This window comes from Paenibacillus baimaensis (genome assembly GCF_025567575.1).
On sequence record NZ_JAOQIO010000095.1, the window covers coordinates 17,755 to 33,714 of the forward strand.

Annotated in this window: 15 protein-coding genes; 5 read left to right on the forward strand and 10 right to left on the reverse strand. The window is 47.1% G+C overall.

What is annotated here, in order from left to right:
• The first annotated feature begins 40 nt into the window (after nt 1–40).
• A complete protein-coding gene (locus OB236_RS26300; RefSeq protein ID WP_262686635.1) occupies nt 41–709 on the forward strand; it encodes an ankyrin repeat domain-containing protein in 669 nt (222 codons plus the stop codon).
• Nucleotides 710–822: 113 nt separating this feature from the next.
• Here the strand turns inward: OB236_RS26300 and OB236_RS26305 are convergent, their stop codons facing one another.
• From OB236_RS26305 to OB236_RS26340, 8 genes are all read right to left on the reverse strand, one after another.
• On the reverse strand, nt 823–1,920 hold the full coding sequence (locus tag OB236_RS26305) for an ATP-binding protein (protein WP_262686636.1): 1,098 nt from the start codon (nt 1,918–1,920) through the stop codon (nt 823–825).
• Between the two features lie 229 nt (nt 1,921–2,149).
• On the reverse strand, nt 2,150–3,445 hold the full coding sequence (locus tag OB236_RS26310) for an aminotransferase class I/II-fold pyridoxal phosphate-dependent enzyme (protein ID WP_262686637.1): 1,296 nt from the start codon (nt 3,443–3,445) through the stop codon (nt 2,150–2,152).
• A 104-nt stretch (nt 3,446–3,549) separates the two neighbouring features.
• Nucleotides 3,550–4,227 (reverse strand): DnaD domain-containing protein, encoded by a 678-nt coding sequence (locus OB236_RS26315; protein ID WP_262686638.1) that lies wholly within the window; start codon nt 4,225–4,227, stop codon nt 3,550–3,552.
• Nucleotides 4,228–4,252: 25 nt separating this feature from the next.
• Nucleotides 4,253–5,551 carry an asparagine--tRNA ligase gene (gene asnS, locus OB236_RS26320; RefSeq protein WP_262686639.1) on the reverse strand — a complete coding sequence of 433 codons (1,299 nt, stop codon included), beginning with the start codon at nt 5,549–5,551 and terminating at the stop codon, nt 4,253–4,255.
• Nucleotides 5,552–5,716: 165 nt separating this feature from the next.
• The gene (locus tag OB236_RS26325) at nt 5,717–6,928 is read right to left on the reverse strand and encodes an acetate/propionate family kinase (protein ID WP_262686640.1); all 1,212 of its coding nucleotides are present in this window, start codon (nt 6,926–6,928) and stop codon (nt 5,717–5,719) included.
• On the reverse strand, nt 6,925–7,797 hold the full coding sequence (locus tag OB236_RS26330; protein WP_262686641.1) for a 3-hydroxyacyl-CoA dehydrogenase family protein: 873 nt from the start codon (nt 7,795–7,797) through the stop codon (nt 6,925–6,927). Before OB236_RS26330 ends, OB236_RS26325 begins: the two co-directional genes overlap by 4 nt.
• Before the next feature lie 172 nt (nt 7,798–7,969).
• On the reverse strand, nt 7,970–8,998 hold the full coding sequence (locus OB236_RS26335) for a Gfo/Idh/MocA family protein (RefSeq protein ID WP_076227306.1): 1,029 nt from the start codon (nt 8,996–8,998) through the stop codon (nt 7,970–7,972).
• A gap of 57 nt (nt 8,999–9,055) precedes the next feature.
• A complete protein-coding gene (locus OB236_RS26340; protein ID WP_262686642.1) occupies nt 9,056–9,835 on the reverse strand; it encodes a sugar phosphate isomerase/epimerase family protein in 780 nt (259 codons plus the stop codon).
• Nucleotides 9,836–9,962: 127 nt separating this feature from the next.
• On the opposite strand from OB236_RS26340, the gene OB236_RS26345 reads away from it, so the two are divergent.
• From OB236_RS26345 to OB236_RS26360, 4 genes are all read left to right on the forward strand, one after another.
• Entirely contained in the window at nt 9,963–10,802 is an 840-nt protein-coding gene (locus OB236_RS26345; RefSeq protein WP_076227312.1) for an AraC family transcriptional regulator, read from the forward strand.
• 195 nt (nt 10,803–10,997) lie between these two features.
• Nucleotides 10,998–11,414, forward strand: coding sequence for a YjdF family protein (locus tag OB236_RS26350; RefSeq protein WP_262686643.1), 417 nt, complete (start codon nt 10,998–11,000; stop codon nt 11,412–11,414).
• Nucleotides 11,415–11,564: 150 nt separating this feature from the next.
• Nucleotides 11,565–12,479, forward strand: a complete 915-nt coding sequence (locus OB236_RS26355; RefSeq protein ID WP_262686644.1) for an NAD(P)/FAD-dependent oxidoreductase — start codon at nt 11,565–11,567, stop codon at nt 12,477–12,479.
• Nucleotides 12,480–12,691: 212 nt separating this feature from the next.
• Nucleotides 12,692–13,549: a DUF72 domain-containing protein gene (locus OB236_RS26360; protein ID WP_262686646.1), complete on the forward strand. Its 858-nt coding sequence runs from the start codon at nt 12,692–12,694 to the stop codon at nt 13,547–13,549.
• Between the two features lie 115 nt (nt 13,550–13,664).
• Here the strand turns inward: OB236_RS26360 and OB236_RS26365 are convergent, their stop codons facing one another.
• Nucleotides 13,665–14,198: a nucleoside 2-deoxyribosyltransferase gene (locus OB236_RS26365; RefSeq protein WP_262686647.1), complete on the reverse strand. Its 534-nt coding sequence runs from the start codon at nt 14,196–14,198 to the stop codon at nt 13,665–13,667.
• Nucleotides 14,199–14,231: 33 nt separating this feature from the next.
• Entirely contained in the window at nt 14,232–15,944 is a 1,713-nt protein-coding gene (locus OB236_RS26370; protein ID WP_262686648.1) for an adenine deaminase, read from the reverse strand.
• Nucleotides 15,945–15,960: the final 16 nt, after the last annotated feature.

Genomic DNA, 15,960 nt, shown 5'->3' on the forward strand with positions numbered 1-15,960 from the left:
ACTATACCATGCTATAGAAGACTTCGGGAGGTTACTATTCATGTCATCAACACTAATAGAACAGCTCATGCAAGCCATTAAAGCGAAGGATATGGAACAAGCAGCCAACTTACTCAATGAACATCCAGATGTGGCAAGGCACAAGGATTCGGAAGGAAACAGCCCGATCCTGATTGCCCAATACTATGGAGCCAAATCGATAGTCACTTTATTGCTTGACCTCCATGTAAGCTTAAATATCCATGAAGCCGCTGCAGTTGGCAAGCTATCGGTTGTAGTCGATCTGCTTGAGGAGTCACCGGCGCTTATGGATAGCTATTCACATGACGGCTATACACCGCTTGGCCTGGCTGCTTTCTTCGGGCATAGCACTATAGCCGCAGCTCTCCTCGAACGCGGTGCAAAAGTCAATACCGTCTCTTACAACACCATGCGTGTGACACCACTACATTCGGCTGCCGCTGGCAGGCATACTTCTATCGCCGAGGTACTTCTGCTGCATGCCGCAGACCCGAATGCTCGCCAGCAAAGCGGTTGGACGCCGCTGCATTCAGCAGTACACAACCAGCATATCGAGATGGTTACACTTCTGCTCAAGCATGGCTCAAACCCTGAAGCTGCCAACGATGAAGGGGTAACACCTGTCGATATGGCCCAAAATTCGGCTAACGTAGAGCTTCTCAACCTCATCACAACGGACTTGGTATAAGGAGTACAAGCCGTACCTACTGCATGCTCACCACAAAAAGAAACGGCATCCCCTCATCAGAGGCGACTGCCGTTTTTTTCTGATTCCCTATTTCAATTCGTAAGAAGAGCTGCTTAGTGGACCAAGACGGTGAGTTTGGGATACGCAACCTGGATCTCTGCCGCTCTTTTCTCCAGAATATGAAGCTCAAAGTCGGCTGCAAACAGATCCGGATCTGTCTCTACAGTTACACTCGTCCCCGTTTCACCTGTCGCTCCCACGACCCGTACACCCGTTTGCGGAATACCGTGCTTATAATTTTGTCTGTACACATGGCCGTCTCTGCGTATTTCCACAGCTAGTTGATACGATAAAGCATTAACTACAGCAACACTTATCCCTTTTTCACTGCCTGCTGCAAAATACGGTGCACTTAAACCAGGACGCTGAATATCGGTCAGCACAGCCAGTAAATTCGGTTTATCAGGTGCGCTGAGTGCGCTGATCGGAATCCCCCGACCGTTGTCTGCAACAGTCACATTTCGTTGATCGTGCAAATAAATATCGATCTGACTGCAATACCCGGATTGGTGCTCCAAAATGGAATTTTCGATTAACGCCCAAACGAGCAAGTGGGGGTCATACTTCGTCTTTCCTGCACCTAAATATAAACCTGCGTGATCTCTGGCTTCGGCCATATCCATATAATTCCCGGTATCTGCCAAATCAGCCGCAGCTGCGAGCAGCAGCAGAACCGGAAGAACCCGATGTGCCGGCAGGCTGTACTCACCTCCCCGTTCTTCCTGAATGAGTAAGTCTGCTCCCATTAATGCTTTTGTATGATGATACAATTGACCCGTTGTCCCCATATGAAGCCGCTCCACTAAATCCGTACCATTGACGGGGCCTTGCAGAACAGACCTTAATATATCCAGACGCTGCTTGTTCCCAAGCGCTGATAATATCTTGGCCAGCTTCTCGCTATCCTGGTTAAGCAAACTGCTGATTTGCTGCTCCTGGGCTTCCCACTTGTATTTGATTGTGGAATTTCGATACTGACCGGAATAATAAATGAGCCCGGCCCCACCACTCTCTTCGTCATCAGGATATGCCCGATCGTTTATGACCACACTTTTCCGATTGGCATCAATCCCGCTTAGCTGTACGTACCTTTGCAATTCATTCAGCTGCTTCTTCAATTCATCCAATTCCAATCCCAGATCACGAGTCAAACGAACACCTCCGAATCTCATAATTACGTTATTACGTAAATAAATAATAACATAATTAACGAGTGAAGTATATCCGTTGCACGGACTCTCAGATCCTTCAAACAAAATGGGAAAATTAAAGAACCTTCAGGCCCACTCTATGAAAGATAGCCCGACAATGGGGCACTTGTTAGAAGTGCCCTCTTGCGGGTTACCGTTCAGTCTTGTGGAGCTAAAGGTTCCTGTTTATTTAGCTTGCTGTAATTTCCGCCCGAAGCTTCCTAATGCTAACCAGCTGAATGCAAAGACAAAGAACTTCAATGGCTGTTTCCAGCTCTTCTAATGAAGGGAATGTCGGAGCTATCCGAATATTCCGATCGTTGGGATCCTTGCCATACGGATACGTTGCACCAGCCTGAGTCAAGGTAACACCGGCTTCTGCGGCCAGACTGATCACGGCTTGGGCACAGCCATCCAACGTATTCAGACTTATAAAGTATCCGCCGCCCGGCTTTTTCCAGGATGCCAGCTGCTTTCCGCCAAGCTCTGTTTCAAGTTTGTTTAACACCGTATCAAATTTAGGTTTAATTATAGCTGCATGCCGGTTCATATGCGCTGCGATCTGCTCCAGATCAGGGAAAAATCGAACGTGTCGTAGCTGGTTAATTTTATCAGGTCCAATAGTTTGAATAGATAATTGCTTCCGAATATAACCAACGTTAGCGACACTTGCTGCCATCACGGCAACGCCAGAACCAGGGAAGGTGATTTTGGAAGTTGAAGCGAATACGAAGACACGATCCGCATTCCCTGCCGCTTTACACGCTGCCAGCATATTTTTTAACGGATCTGGACGGTCAGTTAAATGATGAACCATATAAGCATCGTCCCAAAAAATTCTGAAATCAGCCGCTTTAGCAGGCATCGCTGCCAATCTGTCTACAATCTCATCGGAATAAGTGATGCCTTCGGGATTGCTATATTTCGGCACACACCAGATACCTTTAATCGAATCATCCTCGCGAACCAGCCGCTCAATCGTGTCCATATCTGGTCCATCATCCAGCATATCGATCACAATCATTTCAATATTAAAAAGCTCGCATATCGCAAAATGTCGATCATACCCTGGACTCGGACAAAGAAATTTCACAACCGTCAGCTTCCCCCAAGGGGTCTCACTGCCGTACACACCATGAATCATCGCTCTGGCTATCGTATCATGCATCAGATTAAGGCTCGAATTGCCACCAACGATAATTTCCTTGGAGTCCACCTCAAGCAATCGGGCAAATAACGCCTTCGCCTCCGGAATTCCGTCAATACCACCATAATTACGCAAATCCGTACCGTCTGCTGCGTTCAATAAACCGGACGATTGTACAGTATCCAGCATTGGCATCGACAGGTCTAATTGCTCTGGAGACGGCTTGCCTCTGGACATATCCAGCTTCAACTTGCGATTTTTGTAACCGTCATATTGTTCCTGTATGTTCAATTCAGCTTCTGCCAATTCGTTGGCGCTCAGATCACTAAGTGCACGCATTCCGATGACTCCTTATCACAGTCGTACCGCTGCTGCGGTCACGATCTGTTTATTAGTATGATGTTTCATCCATCATGGAGGCTTCAATTAAGCGAATACCGCTATCATCTGGAGCGAAATTTCTGTGAATGCTCCTTGGCCTGCTCAACGGTTGTAATCCGATTGCGGCTCCATTCCAGCAAAATCCGGTCAATGTAGCGAAAATGCACCTTGCCTGCAAATACCGCTTCCTTCAGTCCAGCCAATATCAACGGCTCCATATATTTATCTTTGTCCAGCCAACCCGTGATCGATTCGAGCTCCATCGGTGTTAACGGACGGGCAAACTCTTTTTCGAATATCGAAAAAATATCCTTCCGGGTTTCCGGCTCTGCAGGCTCCAACGCTTTTTTGCGCTGCAGTTCCTCCTCATACCAGAAGCCGGCCAACCGTTCCAGCAGCGGATCCAGATTGTATTTCTCTCCCTGTATCCCGCTAATCGGGTCAACCGCTTCATCAATGGTCAAATGGCCCGCCTTCAACAGCTTTTGCAGCGAAGCAATGACCTTTTCTGGCGTTACGGACATACGTCCCTGCAGTTCCTCTAGCGTGGGAAACTCCTTGCGTTCCTTTTCCATAAAAGCCAACACATGAATCATCAGCATCACATCGACTTCCGTCAGCTTCAACTGATGGTAATGCTTGATCAGCAGGTAAGGGACACCGATATGCCCCGCCTTCCAGCCAGCTGCAAAAGCACTCAGCAGCTCCTGCCGCTCACGATCCTTCTCATTTTGTTTCATCGATCCACCTCTTCACGCCAAACCATTAAGGATACAACCGGTACAACAACCGCGGGAATGCAATTGTCTCCCGTACATGATCCAATCCACAAATCCAGGCAACCGTCCGCTCCAGACCGAGACCAAAGCCGGAATGCGGTACTGTACCATACTTACGTAAATCGAGATACCATTGATAAGCTTCCTTGGAAAGCTCATGCTCCGCAAAACGCTGCTCCATCAATTCGGGATCGTCAATCCGCTGGCTTCCGCCAATAATTTCCCCGTAGCCCTCAGGTGCGATCATATCGGCACACAGCACAACTTCAGCACGATTCGGGTCTGGCTTCATATAAAATGCTTTGATTTCTGTAGGGTAATTCGTAATAAATACCGGCTTATCATAGCTAGCTGCTATCGCCGTTTCATGCGGCGCACCAAAATCCTCGCCCCATGCAAATTCATGTCCGTTTGCTTGGAGGAATTCAACCGCTTCGTCATACGATATTCTTGGAAAAGGTGCTGTGATGCTTTCAAGCTTGGTCACATCCCGTTCCAGAACCTCCAGCTCCTTGCGGCAGTTGTGCAGTACCGATTGAACGATATGAGAGACGAACTGCTCTTGTATAACGAGACTTTCCTCATGGGTCACAAACGCCATCTCCGGCTCAATCATCCAGAATTCGATCAAATGACGGCGTGTCTTGGACTTTTCCGCCCGAAAGGTAGGTCCAAATGAATACACACGTCCCAATGCCATCGCTGCCGCTTCCATATACAATTGACCGCTTTGTGTCAAATAGGCATCCTCGTCAAAATACTTCGTAGCAAATAAATTCGTCGTCCCCTCGCAGGAGGAAGGGGTTAGAATCGGAGGATCGACCAATTGAAAGCCGCGTTCGTCAAAAAACTGCTGAATCGCACGTATGATTTGTGCACGAACAACAAGGATGGCACGCTGACGCGGCGCACGAATCCATAAGTGGCGATGGTCCATTAAGTAATCTACACCATGCTCCTTGGGCGTAATCGGATATTCTTCGGTAATCTGAATAACTTCAATACTCGTCACATTCAGCTCATAGCCGCCCTTACTGCGAGTATCCTCCCGAACAGTCCCTGTAACATACAGCGAGCTTTCCTGCGTTAGCTTGGCGGCTGCTTCCCATACTTCTGTCGATACCTCGCTTTTCACGACTACACCCTGAATGTAGCCCGATCCGTCCCTCAGCTGCAAAAACTGGATTTTGCCGCTGGAGCGCTTATTGTGCAGCCAGCAACCCATTTTCACTGTTTCATTAGCGTGCTTCTCAACCTCTCGAATCATCGTTAAATGTGGACTCATCGCTTGATCCCATCCTTCCAGAATCTAATTTACACTGCTATTCCGTAGGCTACATTCTATATCCGCTACATCCATTATATCCGTTTTCCAGCAAAAGTTTGTTCAAAAGTCCACTTTTGATCATGAAGTCACACATAAGCTCGACTTATGAAACGCATATACTTATTATGCTTTCTGCCGAGCCAATATTAAACGATATGTATCACGAGCAATGACCAATTCCTCATTCGTAGGAATGACCAGCACTGTTACACGTGATCCGACGGTCGAAATCACCCGGTCTCCATGCGCGCGCTGACTGTTAGCTTCCTCATCGAGCTCAAGCCCCAGGAACGTCAAGTTCCGACATACCGATTCACGAAGAATGGATGAATTCTCACCGACTCCTGCCGTAAAAACAAGGACATCCAGCCCATTCATAGCCGCGGCATACGAGCCAATATATTTACGCAAGCGATACTCATACATGTCAAAAGCCAATACGGCACTCCCATCACCTGCAGCCATTGACTGTTGGATTTCCCGCATATCGCTGCTTAAACCGGAAATCGCCATTAAACCACTATGCTTATTCAACATGGAATTGACCTCATTCATCGTCAGTTCCTCTTTGCCCATCACATAAGGGACAATGGCCGGATCAATGTCTCCACTGCGAGTGCCCATCATTAATCCTTCGAGCGGCGTCATTCCCATACTCGTGTCGACGGATTGACCGTTAAGTATCGCGGCGCAGCTTGCTCCATTGCCAATGTGGCAGGTCACCATTTTCAGCTCGACAAGCGGTTTCCCTAAGAACCTGGCCGCACGTTCACTCACATAATCATGTGATGTTCCGTGGAAGCCATAACGCCGGACCTGATGCTTTCGGTATAAAACAAGTGGAATCGGATACAGATAAGATTTCGCAGGCATCGTCTGATGAAAGGCTGTATCGAATACAACAACCTGAGGAACATCAGGCATATTCAACTCTACAGCGTTAATACCCAGCATATGCGCAGGATTGTGCAGCGGAGCAAGATCAAACAATCGCTTGATTTCCCGCTTGACCTCCTCATTGACAATCACGGAGCTGGAGAATGATTCACCACCATGCACGACGCGATGACCAACCGCATCAATATCGGATGAAGAAGCGAGAACCCCGTGCTCCTTGTGCACTAGTATATCCAGCACCTTGCGAATAGCCGTAGTATGCTCCAAAATCTCGGCTACCTCGCGAATTTCAGTCCTGCCTGCAGGCTCATAGCTCAGAATCGCAGAATCCATACCGATCCGTTCAACTCTGCCACTGGCCAGAACCTCTTCATTAACCATATTGTACATAAGAAATTTCAATGATGAGCTTCCCGCATTAATAACTAAAATATTCATAAACGATCACCATCCCTATCATACCGGAAAAAGCCCTGCCCAGTCTTGGTGCCGAGCTCCCCTGCCCGAACCATTTGCTTCAAGAGTACGGCCGGTCTATACTTGACATCTCCGAACTCTCGGAACATCCGCTCCATCGCCACCAACACTGAATCCAATCCGAAGCGGTCAGCCAGCTCCAACGGACCATAATGGAAGTCATAGCCCAAACGCATCGCCATATCAATATCCTCAGCGCTTGCCACTCTCTCAGACAACGTATGCATAGCTTCATTAATAAGCACGCAGATCAATCTCGTCGTCACGAAACCAGGAGATTCATAGACCTGAACCCCGTGCTTTTGGATCGTCGTCTCAACGAATTTCTTCGTTTGTGAGAACGTTTCTTCTGAGGTTTTTAATCCTCTAATAATCTCCACCAGATGGATCCGGGATACCGGATACAAATAATGCATGCCAATCACCCGTTCCGGGTGCGCTGTGGATGCCGCAATTTCAGTCAGACTGAGCGTCGAGGTATTGCTTGCCAGAATAACTGGTGCCGGACACAACCTGTCCAGCTGCTGAAACAGCTGCTTCTTTTGTTCCAAATCCTCGCTGATCGACTCTATGACCATGTCGCAGTCCGTTAGCAAACTCATATCGGTACTTTTATGAATGCGGGATAAAATCAGCTTTTTCTCAGCAGCCGTGATCGCCCATTTTTCCATCTGCTTATCCAGACTATTTTCAATATGCTCCCAGGCTTGCTCCAGCTTCTGTGTCGTTTTGTCTATTAAAATTACATCGAGGCCCTGGGCCGCCAGCATTTCCGAAATCCCCTGTCCCATGGTGCCTCCGCCAACAACACCAACCTTGTTCCATTGCATACAACAGTCCTCCCCGGACGCATGATCTCTTTCTCTATAGGAACTCCTATCAGAGTCATTATACACAACATAGGGTCGAAAAAAAAATAAGAAAATCGGTAAACAAACAAAAAGCCCGCGACTGCCACAGCAGCACGAGCTTTCCATAAATCTTCTATATGAAACTAGTCATTTATACACCGTTTATAGCAACAATCTTTTTGGTATCTTGCGATTCAAATGCAGCAATAATAACGTTCAATGATTTCAAACCTTCTTCTCCGGAAATGCGTGGAGGTGTAGATGTCACCAGACTTTCAACGAACTCATCAATAACGCCGCTCGTTACTTGCTTCTCGTTAGTCGCCATGGCTCCTACTCTATGTTTTTCTACCGAACCATCTCTCATCAGAACAATAACTTGATCTTCAGGGTCTGTACCAATTTGCAAGCAGCCATTCTCGCACCATAGAACTGTGCTGTTATCTTGACCTTTGTAATAAGTCCAGCTTGCTACAAGCGTTCCGATCGTGCCGCTCTTCATACGCAGCAAACAAGTTGAGTTATCATCGCAGTCTGTGCCTTCTTTGTGTAAAGTACCTACAAAAGCTGCCACTTCAACAACTTCATCTTCGAGCAGCCAACGGATCAGGTCGGATTTATGTACGCCCAGGTCGCCCATTGCGCCCATAATGGCTTCTTCTTTACGGAAAAACCAGCTGTTGCGTCCATCGATACTCCAGCCCTCCGGACCCGGATGACCAAATGATGTGCGGAACGTTAATACTTTACCCATTTTGCCCGTTTCCAGAATTTCTTTGGCTTTAACATGTGGAGGCATCAAGCGTTGGTTGTGACCTACCATCAAATACACATTGTTGGCTTTAGCCGCTTCAATCATAGCCAGTGCATCGGCTTCATTGGTTGCCATCGGTTTTTCAACCAGTACATGTGCACCGGCATTGGCAGCAGCAATAGAAGCAGGAGCATGCAAGATGTTCGGCAAACAAACACTAACTGCATCCGGCTTCTCGGTGCTTAACATTTCTTCATAATTGGTATAAGCTTTGGCTCCGTATAAATCTGCATAATGCTGAGCACGTTGATTCACAACATCACAAAAAGCAATCAATTCCACATTCGGATTGTCCGCATATTCAGGGATATGTCTTTTTTCAGCAATGGAACCACAACCGATAACAGCTACTCTAATTTTACTCAATTTTCTCAACTCTCCCATTCGACTATGTTGGCTTGAACAATTGATATCGTTAATTTTCTATTGCGAAAATGCAGACAGGTAATGTTCTTTAACCCATTGCAGACTTGTCGCTACACTTTCAATCGGCGGGTTCGCGCAGCGGTCCTGTTCCACGATCAGCCATTCGACACCAGCATCAGAAGCGGCTTGGATTACATTTTGTAGATCAACTTCGCCTTTGCTCAGCTCCACCGTGTCCATTTGAGCCTCAGGGCCTCTTTTGAAATCTTTTAAATGTAATAATGGCAGTCTGCCTGTATAGCTTTTGATATATTGAAGCGGGTCTTGACCGGCGAACTGCACCCAACAAACGTCCATTTCTACAAGCACATTCTCAGGGGTAGTAGCGGTATACATCGCATCAAATACAAACTCGTCGCCGATTTTCATTTCGAATTCAAAAGCATGGTTATGGTAAGCAAATTTAAGTCCTGCTTCACGCACGATTTGACCTGCATGTTCAAAAAATTCGAACAGCGTTTGCCAAGCTTGCGGGCTTTGACGGTCCTCTGCAACAATATGTGGAATGATATAATATTCAGCACCAATCGTTTTCAGGTAAGCGATTTCTTTTTGAATGTGGGCGCGCGTATTGACCAGGCTCACATGAGCACCAATAGCTTTAAGGTTTAGTTCCTGCAACAGATCTCTCAGTTCTTCAGCTTCCAAACCGCCATAACCCGCGAATTCAACACCTTCATATCCAAGCTCTGCCACACGGCGTAAGGTTCCGCGAAAATCCTCTGCCATTGCATCACGAAGCGTATACAACTGTAAGCCAACACCCATTCTTCTCATATCGGTTAGGTCTCCTTCAAAAGTATTTGTATTTGATTCCATTGTAATCAATAATGCCCTATAATAGCTATGAACGATGTGGTTATCACATGAACGATCTGGCTACAAAATCAAACGAGGTGTTATCGTGCACTCCCATATATTAACCTGCGGTTACTCGTATCATTCACAAAAATTCACCAACAGCTATAAAGAAGGCGTAACCACCTATTTGTTCCGGCTGCAAACCGAAGGCTGCTGCTATGCACAGGTCAACGGCAATATGACATTGATCGAAACCGGCGATCTCCTCTTGTTCAAGCCGGGTGATGCATATGATCTAAGGGTCGACGAGCATACAAACAAGCTGCAGCAATCCATTGTCTCAAGTGGTGACTACTATATTATGTGTAAAGGCGACTGGATTGACGAATGGTGGGCCAAGTCGAGAAAACCACAAAAGGTACGGATTGCAGTCAATGAACGTATACTTACGATCTGGCGGCAAATTATTTTGGAAAAACGACGGTTTGAAGAAGATAACAAGGAGCTATCCGATTATTTGCTGCGTGCGCTCTGCCTATACATAGATCGTGCGATTACCGAAAACAATTCACGTCACGGCAGCTCCTTTCTGGCGACAAGAATGAAGAGCTTTATTGAGGAGCACGCCATTTTACCGTTGAAAGTTGAGGATGTAGCTCAGCACGTTGGTATTAGCGTCTCCCGAGCGGTCCATCTGTTCAAGGAATGCTTCAATAAAACGATCATTCAGTACACACAGGAAATCCGCCTGTCCACCTCGGTTGAGCGCATGGCCTACAGCTATTTAACGTTGGAGCAGATTGCAGAAACCTCCGGTTTTGGCAGCTATTCGTATTTTCACCGTGTGTTTCGTGACAAGTACGGCGTATCGCCCAAGACGTTCAGGATCAACATTCAGTCAGGTCAGCTGGAGAAAAAGGAATTAGAATCGATGCATTCGTAGCATAGGCTGATAGGGTGTTACCGAAACATGTTGAAACGCGTACCTTCCATCCTTTATACTGAATTTGGAGTGTAAAATCACGGTCCGGTCGGTAGTCCGGGCGCATAAGGGCTTGCAATAGCAGTGCCTTCTTGTCAGTAGCCTTCCCCCCTCGGGATGTCCGTCACTCTAATCTTTATTAGAGGGGGAAGCTGGATGAAGCTTACCGTATATTTTGATGACCAGCTGAAGTTGTGGGTCGGATTGATTGAAGCCGAGGAACACAACCAATTGAAGGCATGCCGACACTTATTTGGCAGGGAACCTAAAGAAGCAGAGATTCTCGAATTTATTCAATTCCAGATGCTTTCACTGTTGTCAACGACGACACGGTCGATTGATGTGAAGCCACGCCGAGAAGGGTATACCAATCCCAAAAGGCTTGCTCGCCTCGCGGCCAGAGAGCTATCACAACGTGGAGGCTCGACCTATGCGCAGCAGGTAATTCAAATGGAATACGAACATCGGAAGGTGGAACGACAATCACGTGCCAGAGAGCGGCGCGAAGAACTTCAGGCTCACAAGTATGAGCTCAGAACGCAAAAAGCCAAACTCAAGCACCGCGGCAAATAAGAAATGAGGCAACCACTTCCTGTCGGAGGTGGTTGTTTTTCTACTTGCATTCTGCATTCGAATCTTTTATTATAGATATTAAGGATCTTTAATAGATTTTATTTATCATCAAAAATCAGTTACAAATTCAGTTTCGGGAGGATGGTTATAATGGAAGCTTTACATGATGTTGGTATTATTGGTGGCGGACCGGCAGGTCTGAATGCAGCCCTCATGCTGGGAAGAGCAAGAAAAACAGTTGTGGTCGTAGATGAAGATCGTCCCAGAAATCGGGTAACACACGAATCCCATGGTTTTCTGACCAGAGACGGTATCACACCAAGCGAATTTCGGAGAATTGCCAGGGAACAAGTAACCGCTTATCCCTCCGTCCGTTTTGTTGCAGATCGTGCGGTAACGATCACAGGAACCGATGGAGATTTTCAAATTACTACCGCACAAGGGCTCGCCTTTCGAGTCAAAAAGCTGCTCTTTGCAACTGGAATGAAGGATGCCCCCCTCGACATTGAGGGATTAATCGATGTATATGGAAGCAGTGCCTTTGTATGCCCCTATTGTGATGGCTGGGAATTAAGAGATCAGCCCCTGGTGTTGATTGCGAACGGCGCCAAAGCCCACCACATGGCCAAAATATTGCCGGGATGGTCCCGCCAATATACAATCTGCACGAACGGACCTGATGAATGGACAGATGAACAGCGTAACGAGCTGAGGCAGCACAAAGTGCCGTTTTTCGATAGTCCGATCCTGCGCATTGATTCTCAGGATGGTAAAGTGCAGCAGGTTGTCCTGGAGGACGGCAGCGAAATTGCGTGCACGGGGATCTTCTTTGCACCGACGCTTGTCCCAGGATCAGACTTACCGGAAGCAATAGGCTGCCAAATAACAGAAACAGGGGCTGTCCTCGTCGATAGCTTCGGTAAAACCAATGTACCCGGTGTCTACAGTGCCGGAGATTCTGCTTCAGCAGCATATCAGCTGATTGCCGCTGCCGCTGCAGGAGCACTGACTGCGGTTACGATCAATAGCGAGCTGCTTGAAGCGGCCTGGAATAACGAAATTTAAGCCTCATCATCTATGTACGCCTTCCGATAACACTGTGAAATACGGGATAAGGGAGTTGGGCAGTTTCATACAATTCTCCAAACAACTCCACGCTTATGGGTTTTCGATGACGCCGATTTTGTGTAATAATAGGAACTGGCATTATTTTCTTGCCTAAGTTGATATTTAAACAAAATCGGTTTTCCTGTTGAAAACATTGCAGAGGTGAAGTTATGATAAAAGTCGGCCTAACCGGATTTGGCGATCACGAAGAATTGTATGGCAAGCTTACTCAGGCAAAACGGCTGCCTATCTATAGCGAGCATTTCCCCATCGTGGAGCTGGATAGCCCATTTTATGCTGTGCAGCCGGTCAAAAACTATCTGAAATGGGTGAATGACACACCGAAGGATTTTGGATTCATCGTAAAAGCTTATCAGGGAATGACGGGACATCTTCGGGGAAAGAAAAACTTTTTTGACACCACGGATGCTATGTACGAAGCATTCCACATCTCTATCCAACCGGTTATCGATGCCGGAAAGCTGGCAATGGCTTTATTCCAATATCCACCCTGGTTCGAATGCAGTCGTGAAAATGTAGCCATACTTCGCGATACGCGGAAACGGATGGGGACCGTGCCTTGTGCACTCGAATTTCGACACCAGAGCTGGTATGCCCCTGAATTTCGCGAGCGAACCCTCGATTTCATGAGCAAAGAGAACTGGATTCATACGATTGTCGATGAACCGCAAGCTGGAGAAGGCTCCATTCCGATCGTATCCGTAGCGACCTCACCCGAGATCACCTATGTGCGTATGCATGGACGCAATGTGCAAGGCTGGCATCAAAGCAACCATCCAGATTGGCGTAAGCTGCGTTATTTGTACAGATATAACACGCAAGAGCTGACGGAGTGGCGGGACAGGCTGCTTGAGCTGGAGAAGTCATGCAAACACATTTACGTTGTTTTCAATAACAACTCCGGCGGCGACGCAACCGATAATGCGAAGGAGCTTATGCAAATGCTCGGTCTCGAAACCCAAGCACTGCCACCCAAGCAGGCGGATTTGTTTGAGGATATTTTGTAAGCATGGGTTCACAAAAGTAATACACGTTTATAACGCAAAAACGCCGTAGGTTAACGATAAACCTACGGCGCACTATTTTCTTCTATATCTCATGCTAAACTACTTACCCATCTCTCTACACGGCTGCCTCTGCTTGATCCCTTACAATCTGTTTCAGACAATCCTCAAACGTACCGATCACAATATTCACAGGAACACCGAGCATCAAATTGATCGGCATACCCAGATTTTCGATATGCATGCCCTCTTTGTCCACATATCTCCCATTATCTCCGAGACGGACATCTCCCCAGTGTTTAGCTACCTTTTCCCATATAAGAGAATCGTCGCTCATATACCCGTACAGCTTTTTGCCTAAGGCACATGCATAACCTACCTCAAATACGGTCCCTGAATCAGGCTCTGCCCCGCGAAAACTGTTTAAATTAGCGGCAATGATATCCGATCCTTCGATCAGCTTAATATTGGCTTGAAAAATATCGGAAGCAATTTCTCTTTTGCTGCGGCCTGGCTGCTTGTTAATCACGTTGTCCATAGGAAACAAACCGACAAAGCCATGTTCTGCACATTCGGCTTTCAGGTTGGCACCGATCTCAAGTGCATTTGGATAAAAGACTTCAAATCCCGCTAAATAGATACGATTGCCCATGGCAAACACCTCACAACTTGTTCATATTTGGCGCTAGCCCTGAATGAGCAGAGAAACAACCTTGCCTTCATTCACATCGATAAGGCCTAAATCTGTTATTTTCAAAGCCGGACTTACCGGTAAGGAGTGTGTACTGATCGACATAATCGGATTATAGTGTCGGTAACCGAGCGATTCCATAGCCTGGGTAAGCTGATGAACCTCAGCAGCGGTTTGCTCCAGCGGTTCCTCTGTCAAAATCCCACCTACAGGCAGGTGAAGATTCGCCAGCACGGTGCCATTGTCAACCACACAGAAACCACCCTGATTGCGGATAACCTCATTCGCTGCAAGCATCATATCCCGCGGATTGTGACCAACGACCAGCAGGTTGTGATTATCGTGCGAATACGTTGTCGCTATCGCACCGCGCTTGATCGTATCTCCGCCGATTAACCCGTATCCGCGGTTTCCATTTTTCCCGTAACGCTCAAATGTAGCAATCAGGCCGTATGGGCTTTCCTCCCAGCACAGCTGGTTATCTCGAATCTCCACCTCGCCATGGTGCTCCTTCGTGAAGGTCGATCCATCCTGAACTATCATCACCCGGCATGAGTAACGGCTATCTGCTGCTTGTACGGTAACAGCGAAGTCTTGTTCGGTTAATATCGGCAGCTTGACACTCGTGTAATAATGCTCAGGAAATGAGTGCTTACTCGGTTTGGGCAGGTAAGCTTCGTGAATGTCATATACCTTTTGTCCTTTTTTGTACACCTGATCCATAATCATGCTCTGCAGGTCTGACACGAGCAGGAAATCGGCAATTTTGCCGGGCGCGATGGCACCACGATCATGCATTCTCATTCTACGGGCAGGTGTAAAGGTACTGGCATAGATCGCTTTTTCGGCGTCCATTCCCATTCCTATAGCTTTGCGAACCAAGTGATTCAGATGACCACGACGTTGAAACGAATCCGCCATCACATCATCGGTCACAAAACAAAAATGCTCCGATACATCGTGCTCGATCAAATAATTCATGACTTCATCGGTCATCGATTTCTCCTGAATTTCAATAAACATTCCAGCATTAATCCGAGCTTCCATACCTTCAATCGTTTGATGTGTATGATCTGAATCCACGCCGGCATAAATGACTCGGTGCAGATCCAAATCCAGCAGCTTGGGAACATGTCCCTCTATAATCAAATCCGGATAATGACTTCGAATATGCTCCAGAATGTGATTGGTTTTACTGTCCGAGCTGGAAATAATATCCACATAATTCATGATTTCGCCCAAACAAGCGATTCTTTCTGTTTGCAGCAGCTCATCCAGATCGGCAATTTCGATGGACCCGCCAGCCGTTTCCAGAGAAGTTGCCGGGACTGAGCTTGGAACCGCGTAGAACATATCGGCAACACATTCCTCGCTTGCTCTCAGCATCTCTTTAACCCCGGCAAGACCAAATACATTCGCGATCTCATGCGGCTCCGGTACGATCGTCGTCACACCGTTACGTATCAATCCATAGGAAAAGGTTGCTGGTGTTACCATCGTGCTTTCGATGTGCAGATGAATATCGATGAGTCCGGGAAGCAAGTAACGATCCTCACCCTTGACAATCTCGGCGGCTTCGAACGTTTCCTGTCCGCGATCGCCCATATAAAGAATACGGCCATCCAGCACCGCTACATTACCCTTGATAAACTTTTTGGTATAGCTGTTAAACATTCGAACCTGCTCGATAAGTAAATCTACATGCATATGTGCACCTCCTGCT